Origin of the sequence: Leifsonia sp. 21MFCrub1.1, assembly GCF_900107895.1 — a bacterium.
Lineage (GTDB): Bacteria > Actinomycetota > Actinomycetes > Actinomycetales > Microbacteriaceae > Leifsonia > Leifsonia soli.
Genome location: NZ_LT629867.1, coordinates 1,518,735 through 1,535,194 on the forward strand (window position 1 = coordinate 1,518,735; position 16,460 = coordinate 1,535,194).

Annotated in this window: 16 protein-coding genes; 13 read left to right on the forward strand and 3 right to left on the reverse strand. The window is 69.5% G+C overall.

Features of this window, described 5'->3' with window-relative positions; translation table 11 throughout:
* Positions 1 to 173: 173 nt before the first annotated feature.
* Together thrS and BLW09_RS07185 are read left to right on the forward strand one after the other, a co-directional pair.
* Positions 174 to 2,156, forward strand: a complete 1,983-nt coding sequence (gene thrS, locus BLW09_RS07180) for a threonine--tRNA ligase (RefSeq protein ID WP_089910390.1) — start codon at positions 174 to 176, stop codon at positions 2,154 to 2,156.
* The gene (locus BLW09_RS07185) at positions 2,144 to 2,788 is read left to right on the forward strand and encodes an HIT family protein (protein WP_089910393.1); all 645 of its coding nucleotides are present in this window, start codon (positions 2,144 to 2,146) and stop codon (positions 2,786 to 2,788) included. The genes thrS and BLW09_RS07185 overlap by 13 nt, the downstream gene beginning before the upstream one ends.
* Before the next feature lie 78 nt (positions 2,789 to 2,866).
* Here the strand turns inward: BLW09_RS07185 and pdxY are convergent, their stop codons facing one another.
* On the reverse strand, positions 2,867 to 3,718 hold the full coding sequence (pdxY, locus tag BLW09_RS07190) for a pyridoxal kinase PdxY (protein ID WP_089910395.1): 852 nt from the start codon (positions 3,716 to 3,718) through the stop codon (positions 2,867 to 2,869).
* Positions 3,719 to 3,746: 28 nt separating this feature from the next.
* Complete coding sequence (locus BLW09_RS07195; protein WP_089910398.1) at positions 3,747 to 5,057, reverse strand: aminotransferase class I/II-fold pyridoxal phosphate-dependent enzyme; 1,311 nt, start codon at positions 5,055 to 5,057, stop codon at positions 3,747 to 3,749.
* A 104-nt stretch (positions 5,058 to 5,161) separates the two neighbouring features.
* On the opposite strand from BLW09_RS07195, the gene pdxS reads away from it, so the two are divergent.
* The 11 genes from pdxS to BLW09_RS07250 all read left to right on the forward strand — a co-directional run bounded on the left by pdxS (position 5,162) and on the right by BLW09_RS07250 (position 15,764).
* Positions 5,162 to 6,067, forward strand: coding sequence for a pyridoxal 5'-phosphate synthase lyase subunit PdxS (gene pdxS, locus BLW09_RS07200; RefSeq protein WP_089910401.1), 906 nt, complete (start codon positions 5,162 to 5,164; stop codon positions 6,065 to 6,067).
* Positions 6,068 to 6,069: 2 nt separating this feature from the next.
* A complete protein-coding gene (gene pdxT / locus BLW09_RS07205; protein WP_089910404.1) occupies positions 6,070 to 6,681 on the forward strand; it encodes a pyridoxal 5'-phosphate synthase glutaminase subunit PdxT in 612 nt (203 codons plus the stop codon).
* An 85-nt stretch (positions 6,682 to 6,766) separates the two neighbouring features.
* Entirely contained in the window at positions 6,767 to 7,531 is a 765-nt protein-coding gene (locus BLW09_RS07210; protein WP_089910407.1) for a YebC/PmpR family DNA-binding transcriptional regulator, read from the forward strand.
* 15 nt (positions 7,532 to 7,546) lie between these two features.
* The gene (gene ruvC, locus BLW09_RS07215; protein ID WP_172824304.1) at positions 7,547 to 8,137 is read left to right on the forward strand and encodes a crossover junction endodeoxyribonuclease RuvC; all 591 of its coding nucleotides are present in this window, start codon (positions 7,547 to 7,549) and stop codon (positions 8,135 to 8,137) included.
* Complete coding sequence (gene ruvA / locus BLW09_RS07220) at positions 8,134 to 8,742, forward strand: Holliday junction branch migration protein RuvA (protein ID WP_089910411.1); 609 nt, start codon at positions 8,134 to 8,136, stop codon at positions 8,740 to 8,742. Before ruvC ends, ruvA begins: the two co-directional genes overlap by 4 nt.
* Positions 8,739 to 9,776, forward strand: coding sequence for a Holliday junction branch migration DNA helicase RuvB (ruvB, locus tag BLW09_RS07225; RefSeq protein WP_089910414.1), 1,038 nt, complete (start codon positions 8,739 to 8,741; stop codon positions 9,774 to 9,776). The genes ruvA and ruvB overlap by 4 nt, the downstream gene beginning before the upstream one ends.
* Before the next feature lie 80 nt (positions 9,777 to 9,856).
* Positions 9,857 to 10,255, forward strand: coding sequence for a preprotein translocase subunit YajC (yajC, locus tag BLW09_RS07230; protein WP_425561387.1), 399 nt, complete (start codon positions 9,857 to 9,859; stop codon positions 10,253 to 10,255).
* Between the two features lie 62 nt (positions 10,256 to 10,317).
* Complete coding sequence (gene secD, locus BLW09_RS07235; RefSeq protein WP_089910421.1) at positions 10,318 to 12,048, forward strand: protein translocase subunit SecD; 1,731 nt, start codon at positions 10,318 to 10,320, stop codon at positions 12,046 to 12,048.
* Positions 12,048 to 13,067 carry a protein translocase subunit SecF gene (gene secF / locus BLW09_RS07240; RefSeq protein ID WP_089910424.1) on the forward strand — a complete coding sequence of 340 codons (1,020 nt, stop codon included), beginning with the start codon at positions 12,048 to 12,050 and terminating at the stop codon, positions 13,065 to 13,067. The genes secD and secF overlap by 1 nt, the downstream gene beginning before the upstream one ends.
* A gap of 9 nt (positions 13,068 to 13,076) precedes the next feature.
* Complete coding sequence (locus BLW09_RS07245; protein WP_089910426.1) at positions 13,077 to 13,445, forward strand: rhodanese-like domain-containing protein; 369 nt, start codon at positions 13,077 to 13,079, stop codon at positions 13,443 to 13,445.
* Between the two features lie 69 nt (positions 13,446 to 13,514).
* Positions 13,515 to 15,764, forward strand: coding sequence for a RelA/SpoT family protein (locus tag BLW09_RS07250; protein WP_089910429.1), 2,250 nt, complete (start codon positions 13,515 to 13,517; stop codon positions 15,762 to 15,764).
* On the opposite strand, the gene BLW09_RS07255 is transcribed toward BLW09_RS07250, so the two are convergent.
* On the reverse strand, positions 15,743 to 16,357 hold the full coding sequence (locus BLW09_RS07255) for a type IV toxin-antitoxin system AbiEi family antitoxin (RefSeq protein WP_089910432.1): 615 nt from the start codon (positions 16,355 to 16,357) through the stop codon (positions 15,743 to 15,745). The genes BLW09_RS07250 and BLW09_RS07255 overlap by 22 nt on opposite strands.
* Positions 16,358 to 16,460: the final 103 nt, after the last annotated feature.

The window sequence follows — 16,460 nt, forward strand, 5'->3', positions numbered from 1 at the left end:
GCGTTCACGCTACCGAGGCTCACACCCGCCGCTCATCGGTCGCTCGGATGATGTCCCGTCGCCGGGCCATCGCCGGCAGGTCGCCGAGCCATCGCCACCCGCGCCGACCGGCATCCCCGGTCCGGCTAGAGTTGGAGGGTTCCCCAAACGACCCACGAACAAGGAGTGGACAGGTGGCCGACGGCTTCGAGCTCTTCACCGACCGTTCCGTTGTCGCGATGCGCGTCAACGGTGAGCTGAAGGACCTCGCGACCACCGTCACGACGACCGACGAGGTCGAGCCGGTCACCATCGACTCGCCCGACGGCCTCAGCATCCTGCGCCACTCGACGGCGCACGTCCTGGCGCAGGCCGTGCAGGCCGTCAACCCGGAGGCGAAGCTCGGCATCGGGCCGCCCATCACGGACGGCTTCTACTACGACTTCGACGTGCTCGAGGCGTTCACCCCGGAGGACCTCAAGGCCCTCGAGAAGGAGATGTCGCGCATCCAGCGTGCGGGGCAGCGGTTCGTCCGCCGCGTCGTCACCGACGAGGAGGCGCGCGCGGAGCTCGCCGGCGAGCCGTACAAGCTGGAGCTCATCGGCCTCAAGGGCGGAGTGCAGCACGGCGACACCGCCGCCTTCGACGAGAGCGAGTCCGTGGAGGTCGGCTCCGGCGAGCTCACCATCTACGACAACGTCGACCCGAAGACGGGGGAGACGGTCTGGAAGGACCTCTGCCGCGGCCCGCACCTCCCGAACACGCGCATGATCGGCAACGGCTGGGCGCTGACCCGCGTCGCGGCCGCCTACTGGCGCGGCAACGAGAAGAACAAGCAGCTGCAGCGCATCTACGGCACCGCGTGGGCGAGCAAGGAGGAGCTGCGCGCCTACCAGACGCGCATGGAGGAGGCCGCCAAGCGCGACCACCGCAAGCTCGGCGCCGAGATGGACCTGTTCAGCTTCCCCGAGGAGATCGGCTCGGGCCTGGCGGTGTTCCACCCGAAGGGCGGGATCATCCGCAAGGAGATCGAGGACTACATGCGCGACCGGCTCATCGCCAACGGCTATGAGCTCGTCAACACGCCGCACATCACCAAGGCGCACCTCTTCGAGACCAGCCAGCACCTCAACTGGTACAAGGAGGGCATGTTCCCGCCGATGCACCTCGACGAGGAGCGCGACGCGGACGGAAACATCACCCGGCAGGGCCAGGACTACTACCTGAAGCCCATGAACTGCCCGATGCACAACCTGATCTTCCGTGCGCGCGGCCGCAGCTACCGCGAGCTCCCGCTCCGCTTCGCCGAGTTCGGCACGGTGTACCGGTACGAGAAGTCGGGCACCCTGTCCGGTCTGACGCGCGTCCGCGGGCTCACCCAGGACGACGCCCACATCTACGTGACCGAAGACCAGATCAAGGACGAGGTCGCCCGTCAGCTCGAGTTCGTGCTCGAGACCCTGCGCGGCTACGGGCTCACCGACTTCTACCTGGAGCTCTCCACGAAGGACCCGGACAAGTACGTCGGAAGCGACGAGAGCTGGGAGACCGCGACGGAGACCCTGCGCGAGGTCGCGATCGAGTCCGGTCTGGAGCTGGTGGACGATCCGGGCGGAGCGGCGTTCTACGGACCGAAGATCTCGGTGCAGGCGCGCGACGCGATCGGCCGTACCTGGCAGCTCTCGACCGTCCAGCTGGACTTCAACCAGCCGGAGCTGTTCGAGCTGGAGTACAACGCGGCGGACGGAACGCGCAAGCAGCCGGCCATGATCCACCGGGCGCTGCTCGGCTCGATCGAGCGGTTCTTCGCGATCCTGCTGGAGCACTACGCCGGGGCGTTCCCGGTGTGGCTGTCGCCGGTGCAGGTCGTGGGCATCCCGGTCGCCGACCAGTACGCGCCGTTCCTCGACGACGTGATCTCCCGGCTCCGCGCACGCGGTGTCCGCGCCGAGGTCGACCATTCCGACGACCGCATGCAGAAGAAGATCCGCACCCACACCAAGGCGAAGGTCCCCTTCCAGCTGATCGTCGGAGAAGAGGACGCGTCGGCCGGCACGGTCAGCTTCCGCTTCCGCGACGGCACGCAGCGCAACGGCGTGACCGTCGACGAGGCGATCGAGCGCATCGTCGAGAGCATCCGCTCGCACGAGCTGGTCGACACGGCATGGCACGACTGAACCTCGACTCGTACGGGAGTCAGGACGACGAGGGGCTGAACGGCGAGGGTCCTGTGCCGGACGGCGCGATCCGGGACAGCGTCGACGCCGAGCGCGTCCGCGTCGACGACCCGTCGTACCTCGTCGGCGTGCCGGACGAGTTCCAGCGGCTGTGGACGCCGCACCGGATGGTCTACATCCAGCACGGCCAGCAGCCCGGCAAGGACGACTGCCCGTTCTGCGTCGCACCGAGCATGAGTGACGAGGATGCACTGATCGTCGCGCGCGGGACGCACGCGTACGCGCTGCTGAACCTCTTCCCGTACAACAGCGGCCACCTCCTGGTCTGCCCGTACCGCCACATCGCCACGTACGACGAGGCGACGCCGGAGGAGGTCGCCGAGATCGGCAGCCTCACCCAGACGGCGATGCGCGTCATCCGCGAGGTGTCGAAGAACGACGGGTTCAACATCGGCATGAACCAGGGCGAGGTCGCGGGAGCCGGGATCGCGGCGCACCTGCACCAGCACGTGGTCCCGCGGTGGGCTCAGGATGCGAACTTCCTGCCCATCATCGCCAAGACGAAGGCGCTCCCTCAGCTGCTCGGCGAGGTCCGCACCGCGATCGCCGACGCCTGGCCGCGTCCCGCCTAGCGATCAGCTCCTGAGTTTTTCGCCCGATTCGCGACGATTTGGCGGAAAAACTCAGGAGCTGATGGTGTGGAAGGAGGCTCAGCGCACGCGGGTGACCGCGAATTGCTCGCGCGGGTTCGCGTAGGAGTCCTGCGACTCGACCAGCTGCAGCTCGCGTTCGCCCGACTCCAGCGTCCGGGTGAGCAGGTCGAACACGCTGGACACCGTCTTCCGCAGCGCGAGCTCGGCGTCCCCGGTCCGCACGTAGTGCGCCGTGAACAGCGCCGCCGTGACGTCGCCCGAGCCGTTTGCCTTCATCGGGAGGCGCGGGGTCTGCACGATCCACGCGCCGGCGTCGTCGACCGCGAGCATCTCGATGGTGTCGGCCGGCGCATCCGGCCGCTCGACGCTGGTGACCAGGACCGTCTTCGGACCCATCGCGCGCGCCGCATCCACCGACTCCAGCGTCGACTCGAGGGTGTCGGGCGAGGTCTCGGTGAGGAACCCCAGCTCGAACTGGTTGGGCGTGATGATGTCGGCGACGGGGACGACGCGCTCGCGCAGCAGCACCGGGATGGCCGGGGCGACGAAGCAGCCGGACTTCGCGTTGCCCATCACCGGGTCGCAGGCGTAGACGGCGTCCGGGTTGGCGGCCTTCACGCGGGCGACCGCGTCGATGATGACGTCGCCGATGCCCTCGCTGCCCTGGTACCCGGAGAGGACGGCGTCGATCTGACCGAGCACGCCGCGCTCCTCGATGCCGGTGATCACCTCGCGCACGTCGCCGGGGGAGATGAGCGGTCCGCGCCACGCGCCGTAGCCGGTGTGGTTGGAGAAGTTCACGGTGTAGACCGGCAGGACCTCGACGCCGATGCGCTGCAGCGGGAAGACGGCGGCGGAGTTGCCGACGTGACCGTAGGCGACCGCGGACTGGATCGAGAGGATCTTCATCCCTCGATCCTCTCATCCCGTGCCGGGCTCAGCGCGCCGCGTCCACCAGGTCGTCGATGAGTCGTGCGCTCTCCTCGTCGGTGAGATCGTGCACCGTGAGACGGAGGTGATGGGACGGCGCGGGATGCTCGGCCAGCTGGAACTCGTCGCCCGTGCGGGCCAGCCACCCGCGTCGCATGAGGCGCTCCGCCACCGATCGCGCGGGCACGGGAAGCTCGACCCACAGGTTGAGGCCGTCGGCCGCCTCGGCGGGGAGCCCGCGGGCGGTCAGTCGCGCCGCGAAGGCGCTGTTCCGCTCGGCGTAGTGGCGGCCGGCGTCGGCGATCTCGGCGAGGGCGGTCTCGTCGGTCAGCTGGGCGAGCACGAGGCGCTGCAGGATGTGGCTGACCCACGTCGTGCCGGGGCTCAACCGGAAGGCCAGGCGCTCGGCCGTCTCCGGGTCGGTGGCGGCGACGGCGAGGCACATGTCCGGCCCGAGGAACTTCGACACAGAGCGGATGAGGGCGAACCGTCGGTGACCAGGCCCGATCAGCGTCTCGTAGCGGCGCTGCGACAGCATGGAGAAGTGGTCGTCCTCAATGACGAGCACGTAGGGATGGTCGGCCAGCACCGCGCGCAGCTCGGCGGCGCGCGCGGGGGAGAGGGTCGCTCCGGTGGGATTCTGCGCCCGCGGCGTGCAGATGACCGCACGGACTCCGGCGGCGAGCGCAGCGCGCAGGCCGTCCACGGTCATGCCCTCCGCGTCCACCGCCACGGGGACGGCCCGGTACCCGCCGAGCCGGACGGTGTGGATGCTCGCCAGGAAGCACGGGTCTTCGAGAGCGACCGCGTCGTCGCGCAGCAGCGCCTGGGCGAGCAGACGCTCGACCGCATCCACCGCGCCGTTGGTCACGGTGATGCGCAGCGGCTGGTCGGGGAGGTCGTCGCGCACCCAGGCGAGGGCGCGCTCCTCGAGGGCAGGGTCGATGACGGGCTCGCCGTAGAGGACGGGCCGGCCGATGGCGCCGGCGAGCGCGGCGGACGGCGCGGGGATGCGCTGCGGGTCCGGGTTGCCCGTCCCGATGTCGCGGAGGACGCTGTCCGCCGCGTAGCCCTCCTGGGCGACCGCTTCGACGCCGGCGATGACGGTGCCGGCCCGGCCGCGGGCCGTGACGACGCCGGCCTGCGCGAGCAGGCGGTACGCGGCGACGGCGGTGTTGCGGTTGACCTGCAGCTGGGCGGCGAGCTCCCGCACCGGCGGCAGGGCGTCGCCGCGGCGCAGCGCACCGCGTTCGTGCAGCGCGCGCACGCTCGCCGCGATCTCCGACGCCGTGGCGCCGGTGATGCCGTGTCCGTCCATGACGCTCCTCGCGCGCTCGTCCCGCGTTCGAGTCTATCGAGCAGGGGACAGGATGCTATCGTTCGGCATAGGTCAAAACATTCTTTGTTCCGCACGAGAGGGCGATGATGACAGACAACGTACAGGGCACGGCGACCGGATCGAGCCGGGTCAAGCGCGGCCTCGCAGAGATGCTGAAGGGCGGCGTCATCATGGACGTCGTCACCCCGGAGCAGGCCCGCATCGCCGAGGACGCCGGAGCCGTCGCCGTCATGGCGCTCGAGCGTGTCCCCGCCGACATCCGCGCGCAGGGCGGCGTCGCCCGGATGAGCGACCCCGACCTGATCGAGGCCATCATCGCCGAGGTCTCCATCCCGGTCATGGCGAAGGCCCGTATCGGCCACTTCGTCGAGGCGCAGGTGCTCGAGGCGCTCGACGTCGACTACATCGACGAGTCCGAGGTGCTCTCGCCCGCGGACTACGTCAACCACATCGACAAGTGGCGCTTCACCGTCCCCTTCGTCTGCGGTGCGACGAACCTCGGCGAGGCGCTCCGCCGCATCAACGAGGGCGCGGCGATGATCCGCTCGAAGGGCGAGGCCGGCACCGGCGACGTCTCCGAGGCGACCAAGCACATCCGCAAGATCACCTCCGAGATCAACGCCCTGAAGTCCATGACGAAGGACGAGCTGTACGTCGCGGCCAAGGAGCTCCAGGCCCCCTACGAGCTGGTCGCCGAGATTGCCGAGACCGGCACGCTCCCCGTCGTGCTGTTCACCGCGGGCGGCGTCGCCACCCCGGCCGACGCGGCGATGATGATGCAGCTCGGCGCCGACGGCGTCTTCGTCGGCTCCGGCATCTTCAAGTCCGGCAATCCGGAGCAGCGCGCAGCGGCCATCGTCAAGGCGACGACGTTCTACGACGACCCGAAGGTCATCGCCGAGGTCTCCCGCGGACTGGGCGAGGCCATGGTCGGCATCAACGTCGGCGACCTCCCCGCGCCGCACCGTCTCGCCGAGCGCGGCTGGTAAGAGTGGCGGGAACGACGACGCGGGTCGGCGTCCTCGCCCTGCAGGGGGACTTCCGCGAGCACATCGCGGTCCTCCGCGGGCTGGGCGCCGACGCCGTCCCCGTGCGCCGTCCGGCCGAGCTGGACGAGATCGACGGCCTGGTGATCCCGGGCGGCGAGTCCAGCGTCATGGACAAGCTCTCCCGCGCGTTCGGCCTGGCCGAGCCGCTGCGCCGGGCGATCGCCGGCGGCCTGCCCGTCTACGGGACGTGCGCCGGGCTGATCATGCTCGCCGACCGCATCCTCGACGGGATTGCGGGCCAGGAGAGCCTCGGCGGCCTGGATGTGTCGGTGCGGCGCAACGCGTTCGGCTCGCAGGTGGACTCGTTCGAGACCGACCTCGACATCCCGGCCGTCGGCGACGAGCCGATGCACGCGGTGTTCATCCGCGCGCCCATCGTCGAGAGCGTGGGGCCCGCGGCGACGCCGCTCGCCCGGGTCGCCGACGGCCGCGTGGTCGCCGTCGAGCAGGGCGACCTGCTCGGGACGTCCTTCCATCCTGAGATCACCGGGGACACCCGCTTCCACGAGTACTTCCTCGGCAAGGTGCGGGCCGCCGCCCGGCGCGCCGCCTGACGCCGCCGGGTGGGTCGCGCGGAAGCGGGGCGGCCAGTCGTCCTACAATGGTCAGGATCTTCAGACGTGAGACGAGGGAGCACCAGTGTCCGGGCATTCCAAGTGGGCAACGACCAAGCACAAGAAGGCGGTGATCGACGCCCGCCGCGCGAAGTCCTTCGCAAAGCTGATCAAGAACATCGAGGTGGCGGCGAAGACCGGCGGTGCCGACCTGTCGGGTAACCCCACGCTCGTCGACGCGGTGCAGAAGGCCAAGAAGACCTCCGTCCCGAACGACAACATCGACCGCGCCATCAAGCGCGGCGCGGGCCTCACCGGCGAGTCGATCGACTACACGACGATCATGTACGAGGGCTACGGCCCCGGCGGCGTCGCCCTGCTGATCGAGTGCCTCACCGAGAACAAGAACCGCGCTGCGGCCGAGGTCCGGACCGCGATGACCCGCAACGGCGGCACCATGGCCGACCCGGGCAGCGTCGCGTACAACTTCCACCGCAAGGGCGTCATCGTGGTGCCCCACGCCGACGGCGTCGATGAGGACTCGGTGCTCGCCGCCGTCCTCGACGCGGGCGCGGAGGAGGTCACCGACCGCGGCGAGAGCTTCGAGGTGCTGACCGAGGCCTCCGACCTGGTCGCCGCGCGCACCGCGCTGCAGGAGGCCGGCATCGACTACGACTCCGCCGACGCGGAGTTCGTGGCGACCGTGAACGTCGAGGCCGACGCCGAGGTGGCGCGGAAGGTGTTCCGCCTGATCGACGCCCTCGAGGACTCCGACGACGTGCAGAACGTCTACACGAACCTCGACATCAGCCCTGAGGTGCAGGCGCAGCTCGACGAAGACGACGAGTAGGCCGCGGCCATGACGATCCGGGTGCTCGGCATCGACCCGGGTCTGACGCGCTGCGGCGTCGGGATCGTCGACGTGCGCGCCGACCGCCGCGCCACGCTGGTGGATGTGACGGTCATCCGCACTCCGCCCGGCATGGCCCTGGAGGAGCGGCTGCTCGCGGTGGGCACCGGTATCGAGCGGCTGCTCGACGAGTTCGGCCCCGCCGTCGTCGCGATCGAGCGCGTGTTCGCCCAGCACAACCTCCGCACCGTGATGGGAACGGCGCAGGTCAGCGGGGTCGCCCTGCACTTGGCGGCCAAGCGCGGACTCCCCGTCGCCCTGCACACGCCGAGCGAGGTGAAGGCGGCGGTCACCGGGTACGGCTCGGCGGACAAGAAGCAGGTGCAGACGATGGTCGCGCGCATCCTCGGGCTCGCCGAGGCGCCGAAGCCCGCGGACGCCGCGGACGCCCTGGCGATCGCCATCTGCCATGCCTGGCGCGGCGGCCCGGTGGCCGCCGACGCCGGGGGAGGGACGGACACCGCGCTGACGCCCGCGCAGCAGGCGTGGCGCGCCGCCGAGCGCTCCAGCCGGACGTCGGCGGCGCCCCGTAGGCTTGCACGGTGATCTCCTCCCTCCGCGGTACCGTGCTCTCGGCGAGCGGCGGCACCGCCGTCGTCGAGGTGGGCGGCGTCGGCTTCGCCCTGCAGCTGACGCCCGACCACGTGCTGTCGTTGCGGGTGGGTGAGGAGACCTTCCTGCACACCTCGCTGATCGTGCGGGAGGACGCCCTGCAGCTGTTCGGGTTCGCCGACCGGGAGCAGCTGGAGGTGTTCGAGCTGCTCAACGGCGTCTCGGGAGTCGGCCCCAAATCGGCGATCGGCGTGCTGTCCGTGCTGGCGCCCGACGACATCGCCGCCGCGGTCGCCGCGGACGACGACGCCCCGTTCCGCAAGGTGTCCGGTATCGGCCCGAAGACCGCGAAGCTCATCGTCGTCTCCCTCGCGGGCAAGCTCACCGCCGTCCGGCGTCCGGCTCCCGCGGTGAAGGCCACCAGGGCGCCGTCATCGGTCGGCGACAGCGTGCTCGTCGCCCTCGTCGGGCTCGGCTGGCCCGAGCGCGTCGCCGCCGAGGCCGTCGCGGAGGTCACGGCGGAGACGGAGGAGAAGGAGCGCGACAGCGTCCAGGCCCTCCTTCGGCTCACCCTCTCCCGGCTCGGACCGGCCCGATGAGCGACGACCTGACGGCGCCCGAGCTCGAGTCGGAGACCGAGCTCGCCTTCGAGGGCGCACTCCGGCCGCGGACGCTCTCCGAGTTCGTCGGCCAGGCGAAGGTGCGCGGCCAGCTGCAGCTGCTGCTCACCGCGGCGCGGATGCAGGAGCGGACGGCCGACCACATCCTGCTCGCCGGCCCTCCGGGCCTCGGCAAGACCACGCTGGCGATGATCGTCGCGCACGAGAGCGAGCGCCCGCTCCGGCTCTCCAGTGGTCCGGCCATCCAGCACGCAGGCGACCTGGCAGCCCTGCTGTCGTCGCTGACGCCGGGCGAGGTGCTGTTCATTGACGAGATCCACCGGATGGCGCGGTCGGCGGAGGAGATGCTGTACCTCGCGATGGAGGACTTCCGCATCGACATCATGGTCGGCAAGGGAGCGGGTGCGACGTCCATCCCGCTCGACCTCGCGCCGTTCACGCTGGTCGGCGCGACGACGCGGTCGGGTCTGCTGCCCAACCCCCTGCGCGACCGCTTCGGGTTCACGGCCCACCTCGAGTTCTATGACGAGGCGGAGCTGACGCAGGTGCTCACGCGCGCGGCCACGATGCTCGAGTTCGAGATCGACCGCGAGGCGCTGGCCGAGATCGCCGGGCGCTGCCGCGGAACGCCGCGCATCGCCAACCGGCTGCTGCGCCGGGTGCGCGACTACGCCCTCGTCCACGGCGGCCGGGCCGATGTGGATGCGGTGCGCGCGGCGCTCGAGCTCTACGATGTCGACCCGCTGGGGCTCGACCGCCTCGACCGCGCAGTGCTGCAGATCCTGCTCGAGCGATTCGACGGCGGCCCGGTCGGGCTCAACACGCTCGCGGTCTCCGTCGGGGAGGAGGCGGAGACGATCGAGTCGGTCGTCGAGCCGTTCCTCGTGCGCATCGGACTGCTCTCCCGGACGCCGCGCGGCCGCATGGCGACAGCAGCGGCGTGGCGACATCTCGGCCTTCCGAGCCCGCGGCGGGATTCCTCCCAGCCTCCGACGCTCGTCGATGACATATAATCCAAGCTGGCCGTTCGGCCAACCCCCTTGCCCCCATTGAAAGGTTCGGCAGCTCCATGGGATTTGACCCGTTGACCATCGTGATGGTCGTCATTCTGGCGGCCCTCGTCTTCTTCATGTTCCGGAACAGCCGCAAGCGGCGCAAGGAGCAGGAGGAGACCCGTTCGAAGATGGTGCCGGGCGCCGAGGTGATGACCAACTTCGGTCTGTACGGCACGCTCGTGTCCGTGAACGAGGACGACAACACCGCCACCATCGAGACCAGCCCCGGCCACGTCGTCAAGGTGCACCGCCAGGTGCTCGCCCGTGTCGTCGAGCCCACGACCGCGGAGGCGACGGGCGACGACGCCGAGACCTCGGGCGTCGAGCTCAATGAGGACCACGCGATCACCCACGATGCGTCCGACTCCACGACGCCGGAGTACGGCGAGCGTCTCGACGACTCGCCCAAGAAGCCCGGCTCGAAGAGCGACGACTGACACATCCCCTGTGCTCCGGCGTCCATGCGGCACCGGAGCGCTCGTAGAAAGCTGAGTTCCTGGTGGCAAAGTCGACCCCGGTCAAGAAAGCCTGGCGTTCGCTGACGTGGCTCGGCGTCCTCGTGGTGGTGCTTCTCGGCACCCTCACGGCCGGCGTCCTGTTCAGCAACGCGACGTGGCTGCCGAAGCTCGCCCTCGACCTCGAGGGGGGAACCCAGATCATCCTCGCCCCGCAGGTCGAGAACGGCCAGTCCGTGCAGCAGCAGCAGCTGGACCAGGCGGTGTCGATCATCCGCCAGCGCATCGACGCGTCGGGCGTCTCCGAGGCGCAGATCTCGACAGAGGGCTCGAAGAACATCGTCGTGTCGCTGCCGGGCAAGCCGGACCAGGCGACGCTCGACCGCGTCAAGTCGAGCGCACGCCTCGACTTCCGCCCGGTGCTCATCGCGGGCGGTCCGACCAACGAGGTCGTCGGCGCCGACGGCAAGTCGACCCCGGCCCCGTCGCCGGCGCCCGATCTGCAGGCCACGCCGTCGGCGAAGCCGACCAACGGCAGCGACCTCGCCTGGGTGACGCCGAAGCTCCAGGCCGAGTTCAACGCCTACGACTGCAAGGCGAACGCGAACAAGACGACGAGTTCCGCTCCGACGGATCAGCCGCTGATCACCTGTGACGACCAGAACACGGTCAAGTACCTGCTGGGTCCGGTGGAGGTCAAGGGTCAGGACATCAGCGACGCCAACGCCGGGCTCGTGCAGAGCTCGCAGGGCGTGACGACGGGCCAGTGGGCCGTCAACATCGTCTTCAACGGCGCGGGCACGAAGGCGTTCGCCGACGTCACGACGCGCCTCGTCGGCCTCCAGGGCTCGCAGAACCAGTTCGCGATCGTGCTCGACGGCAAGGTTATCTCCGCGCCGACGACGCAGGCCGCGATCACCGACGGCAAGCCGCAGATCACCGGCAACTTCACCGAGACGACCGCGAAGGCCCTGGCCGATCAGCTGAAGTTCGGCGCGCTGCCGTTCAGTTTCAAGGTGCAGAGCCAGGACACCATCTCGGCGACCCTCGGTACCGCGCAGCTGCTCGCCGGTCTGATCGCGGGCCTGATCGGCCTCATCCTGGTCGCCATCTACACGTTCTTCCAGTACCGCTTGCTCGGTCTCGTGACGATCTTCTCGCTCGTCGTCGCCGGCGTCTTGACCTGGCTGACGATCTCGCTGCTGTCGTGGCACTACGACTACCGGCTGTCCCTCGCGGGCGTCGCCGGTCTGATCGTCGCGATCGGCTTCACGGCCGACTCGTTCATCGTGTACTTCGAACGCATCCGAGACGAGCTCCGCGATGGGCGAGGTCTCGAATCCGCCGTGGAGGCCGGCTGGGGACGTGCCCGCCGGACGATCTACGCGTCGAAGGCCACCAACCTCCTCGCGGCCGTCGTGCTGTACGTGCTCGCGGCGGCGAACGTCCGCGGGTTCGCGTTCACTCTCGGACTCACCACCATCATCGACGTGATCGTCGTGCTGCTCTTCACCCACCCGACGCTGCAGCTGCTCGCGCGGACGCGCTTCTTCAGCTCCGGCCACCCGCTCTCCGGTCTCGACCCGCAGGCGCTCGGCGCCGTGTACCGCGGGGCGGCGCAGTTCCGCGCGCCGACGCCGTCGGTGAAGGCGGGGACGGCCGCACGCGCGGGCAAGGAGGCGGCTCGCCGCCAGACGATCGCCGAGCGCAAGGCGGCAGAGCTCGCCGGCGCCTCGACGTCCTCGGATCGATCGACCGAGGGGAAGGACTCCTGATGGCCAGCCGTCTCGTGAAATTCGGTAACGACCTCTACACCGGGGCGCGGTCGATCGACTTCGTCGGCCGGCGCAAGATCTGGTACTCGATCGCGGCCGTGATGGTCGTGCTGTCGATCCTCGTCCCGGTCGTCCGGGGCGGGTTCAACTTCTCGATCGAGTTCCGCGGCGGTTCGCAGTTCCAGGTGAGCGACGTGTCGAGCACCGACACCTCGAAGGCGCAGAGCGCCGTCACCAGCGTCGTGCCGAGCGCCGTGTCGCACGTGAGCGTGGTCGGCGACAACGCGGTGCGCGTGCAGACCGACCAGCTGTCCGAGACGCAGACGCGCGAGGTGTCCGACGCACTGGCGAAGGCCTACGATGTGGACGCCTCGGAGGTGTCTGCGACGTTCATCGGCCCGTCCTGGGGCGCGGACGTCACGCAGCAGTCCATCCAGGGCCTCGTGGTGTTCCTGCTGCTGGCGTTCATCGCCATGGCGCTCTACTTCCGCACCTGGAAGATGTCCGCGGCCGCGATCGTCTCGCTGTTCCACGACCTCATCATCACGGCGGGCGTGTACGCCCTGGTCGGCTTCGAGGTGTCGCCGGCGACCATGATCGGCTTCCTCACCATCCTCGGGTACTCGCTGTACGACACCGTCGTGGTGTTCGACAAGATCCGCGAGAACACGAAGGAGGAGATGGAGCTGACCAGGCGGACGTTCGCCGAGTCGGTCAACCTCGCCGTCAACCAGACCCTGGTCCGGTCGATCAACACGGCCGTGGTCGCGGTGCTCCCCGTCGCGTCCATCCTCTTCATCGGCGCCTATGCGCTCGGTGCGGCGACGCTCCGCGACATCTCGCTCGCACTGCTGATCGGCATCATCGTCGGTACCTATTCGACGATCTTCCTCGCGGCGCCGATGTACTCGCAGTTCCGCGAGAAGGAGCCGGCGATCCGGAAGCACGACCAGAAGGTGCTGTCGATCCGTCCGAAGGCCGAGGTCAAGGCGGACGCAGTCGCGACGGCCGCGGAGTAGCCTGGCCGGATGACCGACGCCGCCCCGCAGAGCCCTTTCCTTCCCGAGGACGAGATCTCGGTCTCGCGCGCCCGAGAGCTGACCGACGCAGGGGACGCGTGGCTGCTCGACGTGCGTGAGCCGTTCGAGTGGGAGGCCGGTCACGCGCCCGGTGCGCACCACATCCCGCTCGGCGAGCTGGGGGAGCGCCAGCACGAGCTCCCGGAGGACCAGCAGCTGCTGATCATCTGCCGCAGCGGGGCCCGGTCGCGCCGGGTCACCGACGCTCTCATCGAGGCGAACTATCCGGCCGCCAATGTCGCGGGCGGGATGAGCGCCTGGCATGCCGACGGCGGGCCCGTGCTGCGCGACGACGGTACGCCAGGAGCGATCGTCTAGGCCCGACGTCTCCCACCGTGACGGAACGGTGTCCGGGAGCGGTCATAATAGAGCTCAGGAGGCGCGCGAATGGTTGACACGACGACATCGCAGAGCGCTTCCCTGCGCCGTCTGGTGCCGCGCATCTTCTCGCGCGCGCAGCCGTCCGGAGGTGCCGTCGAGACCCTGATGCGCACGGTGCGGATGCACCACCCGAAGGCCGACCTCTCGCTCATCGAGCGCGCCTACTCGGTCGCCGAGCGGGCCCACCGCGGGCAGAAGCGGCGGTCGGGCGAGCCGTACATCACGCATCCGGTGGCCGTCGCGCAGATCATCGCGGACCTGGGCATCGGAGCCAAGACGATCGCGGCCGCCCTCCTGCACGACACGGTCGAGGACACCGAGTTCACGCTCGACGAGCTGCGTGACCAGTTCGGCGACGAGATCGCGATGCTGGTCGATGGCGTGACGAAGCTCGACAAGGTCAAGTACGGCGACAGTGCGCAGGCCGAGACCGTCCGCAAGATGATCGTGGCGATGTCGAAGGACATCCGCGTGCTGATCATCAAGCTCGCCGACCGCCTGCACAACGCGCGCACCTGGGGGTTCGTGCCTGCCGCGTCGGCGACGCGCAAGGCGACCGAGACCCTGGAGATCTACGCGCCGCTCGCGCACCGCCTCGGCATCCAGGCGATCAAGTGGGAGCTCGAGGACCTCTCGTTCGCGGTGCTCTACCCCAAGCTGTATGCGGAGATCGAGAGTCTCGTGAAGCAGCGCACGCCGGAGCGCGAGCGGCTGGTGCAGCAGGTCATCGACGCGATCAACGACGACCTGAAGTCGGCGAAGATCCGCGGCAAGGTCGTCGGGCGCCCGAAGCAGTACTACTCGATCTACCAGAAGATGGTCGTGCGCGGCCGCGAGTTCGACGACATCTACGACCTCGTCGGCATCCGCGTACTCGTCAACACGGTGCGCGACTGTTACGCCGTGCTGGGCCAGATCCACGCGCGCTGGACCCCGATGCCCGGCCGCTTCAAGGACTACATCGCGACGCCGAAGTTCAACCTCTACCAGTCGCTGCACACGACCGTGATCGGCCCGCAGGGCCGCCCGGTCGAGATCCAGATCCGCACGGAGGAGATGCACCAGCGGGCCGAGTTCGGTGTCGCGGCGCACTGGAAGTACAAGGAGCAGACGACCGGCAAGAGCTCGGGCGGACCGGCGAAGGTGGATACCGACCTGGCGTGGCTCGCCCACATCTCCGACTGGCAGGCGGAGACGGCCGACCCGAGCGAGTTCCTCGACTCGCTCCGCTTCGAGATCGGCGCGAAGGAGGTCTACGTCTTCACCCCGAAGGGGCGGGTGATCGGCCTCCCGGCCGGTGCGACGCCAGTCGACTTCGCGTACGCGGTGCACACCGAGGTCGGCCACCGCACGATGGGCGCCAAGGTCAACGGCCGCCTCGTCCCGCTGGAGAGCAGCCTGAACACGGGTGACGTCGTCGAGATCTTCACCTCGAAGAATCCGGACTCCGGCCCCAGCCAGGACTGGCTCAACTTCGTCAAGAGCCCCCGCGCGCGCAACAAGATCCGCCAGTGGTTCACCAAGGAGCGCCGCGACGAGGCGATCGAGCAGGGCAAGGATGCGATCGCGCGGGCGATGCGCAAGCAGAACCTGCCGCTGCAGAAGCTGATGACACAGGATGCCTTGGTCGAGGTCGCGTCCTCGCTCAAGTACCCGGACGTCTCGGCCCTCTACGCGGCCGTCGGTGAAGGGCACGTCTCCACCCAGTCCGTCATCGAGAAGATCGTGGCGTCGCTGCAGACCGAGGTCGAGTCCGACGGCGAGCTCGAGATCCCCGTCAAGGGCCGCCGTCAGCTGCGCAACAGCGACTCCGGTGTCCTCGTGCGCGGTGCTCCCGACATCCTCGTGAAGCTCGCCAAGTGCTGCACCCCGGTGCCGGGTGACCCGATCGTCGGGTTCATCACCCGCGGTCAGGGTGTCTCGGTGCACCAGGCGAACTGTCACAACGTGCAGTCGCTGCTGCAGGAGCCCGATCGCATGATCGAGGTCGAGTGGGCGCCCAGCTCGAAGAGCGTCTTCCTGGTGCAGATCCAGGTCGAAGCCCTCGACCGCTCCGGCCTGCTCAGCGACGTCACACGCGTGCTGTCCGAGCATCACGTCAACATCCTCTCCGCCACGGTCACGACCTCCAGCGACCGGCTGGCCCTCAGCCGATTCGTCTTCGAGATGGGGGACACCACCCACCTCGACCGGGTGCTCAACGCGGTGCGCCGTATCGACGCCGTCTACGACGTCTACCGCGTCAGCGGCGGCTGACCCGCCGCGTCCCGACGCCCGAACTCCGCGTCGGCCACGCCAGGGAGCCGCGCCCGCGCGACGGCAGGCAGCCGTTGCCTCGCGACACCGCACCCCTTCTGCCGGCTCGTCCGCAGCCGGTCGTCCAGTTGCGCAGGCGAGACACCCGCGAGCAGCAGCAGGTGGCGGATCTCGAGGGCATCGCCCTCGCCGAAAGGTGTGCCGGAGCAGAGCAGGTCGATCGCCGTCCGCAGCGGACTCGTGACCCGCACGCCATCGAAGACGACGGTCTCCTCATCGGCGATCACCCGATGCGAGGTGTCGACGGCGGGGGAGAGCGCCCCACCTCGGCGACGGGGAGGGACGCATACCTGAGGGACGGGAGGGGGCATCGACCGCGTGCCGTGGATCCACGCGGCCGAGCCGCGATCCGCCACCGCCCACCCCGGGGCGGTGCGTGCGAAGGCCTGCGACCGCAGGGCAGGCCCGTCGACCGCCCCGGCCGGCGCGAATGCGTCTCCGACCCGGAACAGGTGACCGTCGAGACAGAGGGCAAGCAGCTCGACGACCGGGAGGATGTCGGCGTCGAGCAGGGGAGCGGAGGTCGTGTTCATGCCTCCAGCCTCGTCCGGGGAGGCCCGGAGCGGGTCGGAGACATCGGAACAGTGGAGAACGTCCGCGTCAGGCGCCCTGTGGAGAACGACGGCGCGACGACGC

Excerpts from the sequence above, each read along its gene's own strand:
- BLW09_RS07185 (WP_089910393.1), top strand. The coding sequence starts at position 2,144 with ATGGCACGACTGAACCTCGACTCGTACGGGAGTCAGGACGACGAGGGG.
- pdxY (WP_089910395.1), bottom strand. The coding sequence starts at position 3,718 with ATGAAGATCCTCTCGATCCAGTCCGCGGTCGCCTACGGTCACGTCGGC.
- BLW09_RS07195 (WP_089910398.1), bottom strand. The coding sequence starts at position 5,057 with ATGGACGGACACGGCATCACCGGCGCCACGGCGTCGGAGATCGCGGCG.
- pdxS (WP_089910401.1), top strand. The coding sequence starts at position 5,162 with ATGATGACAGACAACGTACAGGGCACGGCGACCGGATCGAGCCGGGTC.
- ruvB (WP_089910414.1), top strand. The coding sequence starts at position 8,739 with ATGAGCGACGACCTGACGGCGCCCGAGCTCGAGTCGGAGACCGAGCTC.
- secF (WP_089910424.1), top strand. The coding sequence starts at position 12,048 with ATGGCCAGCCGTCTCGTGAAATTCGGTAACGACCTCTACACCGGGGCG.
- BLW09_RS07245 (WP_089910426.1), top strand. The coding sequence starts at position 13,077 with ATGACCGACGCCGCCCCGCAGAGCCCTTTCCTTCCCGAGGACGAGATC.
- BLW09_RS07250 (WP_089910429.1), top strand. The coding sequence starts at position 13,515 with ATGGTTGACACGACGACATCGCAGAGCGCTTCCCTGCGCCGTCTGGTG.
- BLW09_RS07255 (WP_089910432.1), bottom strand. The coding sequence starts at position 16,357 with ATGAACACGACCTCCGCTCCCCTGCTCGACGCCGACATCCTCCCGGTC.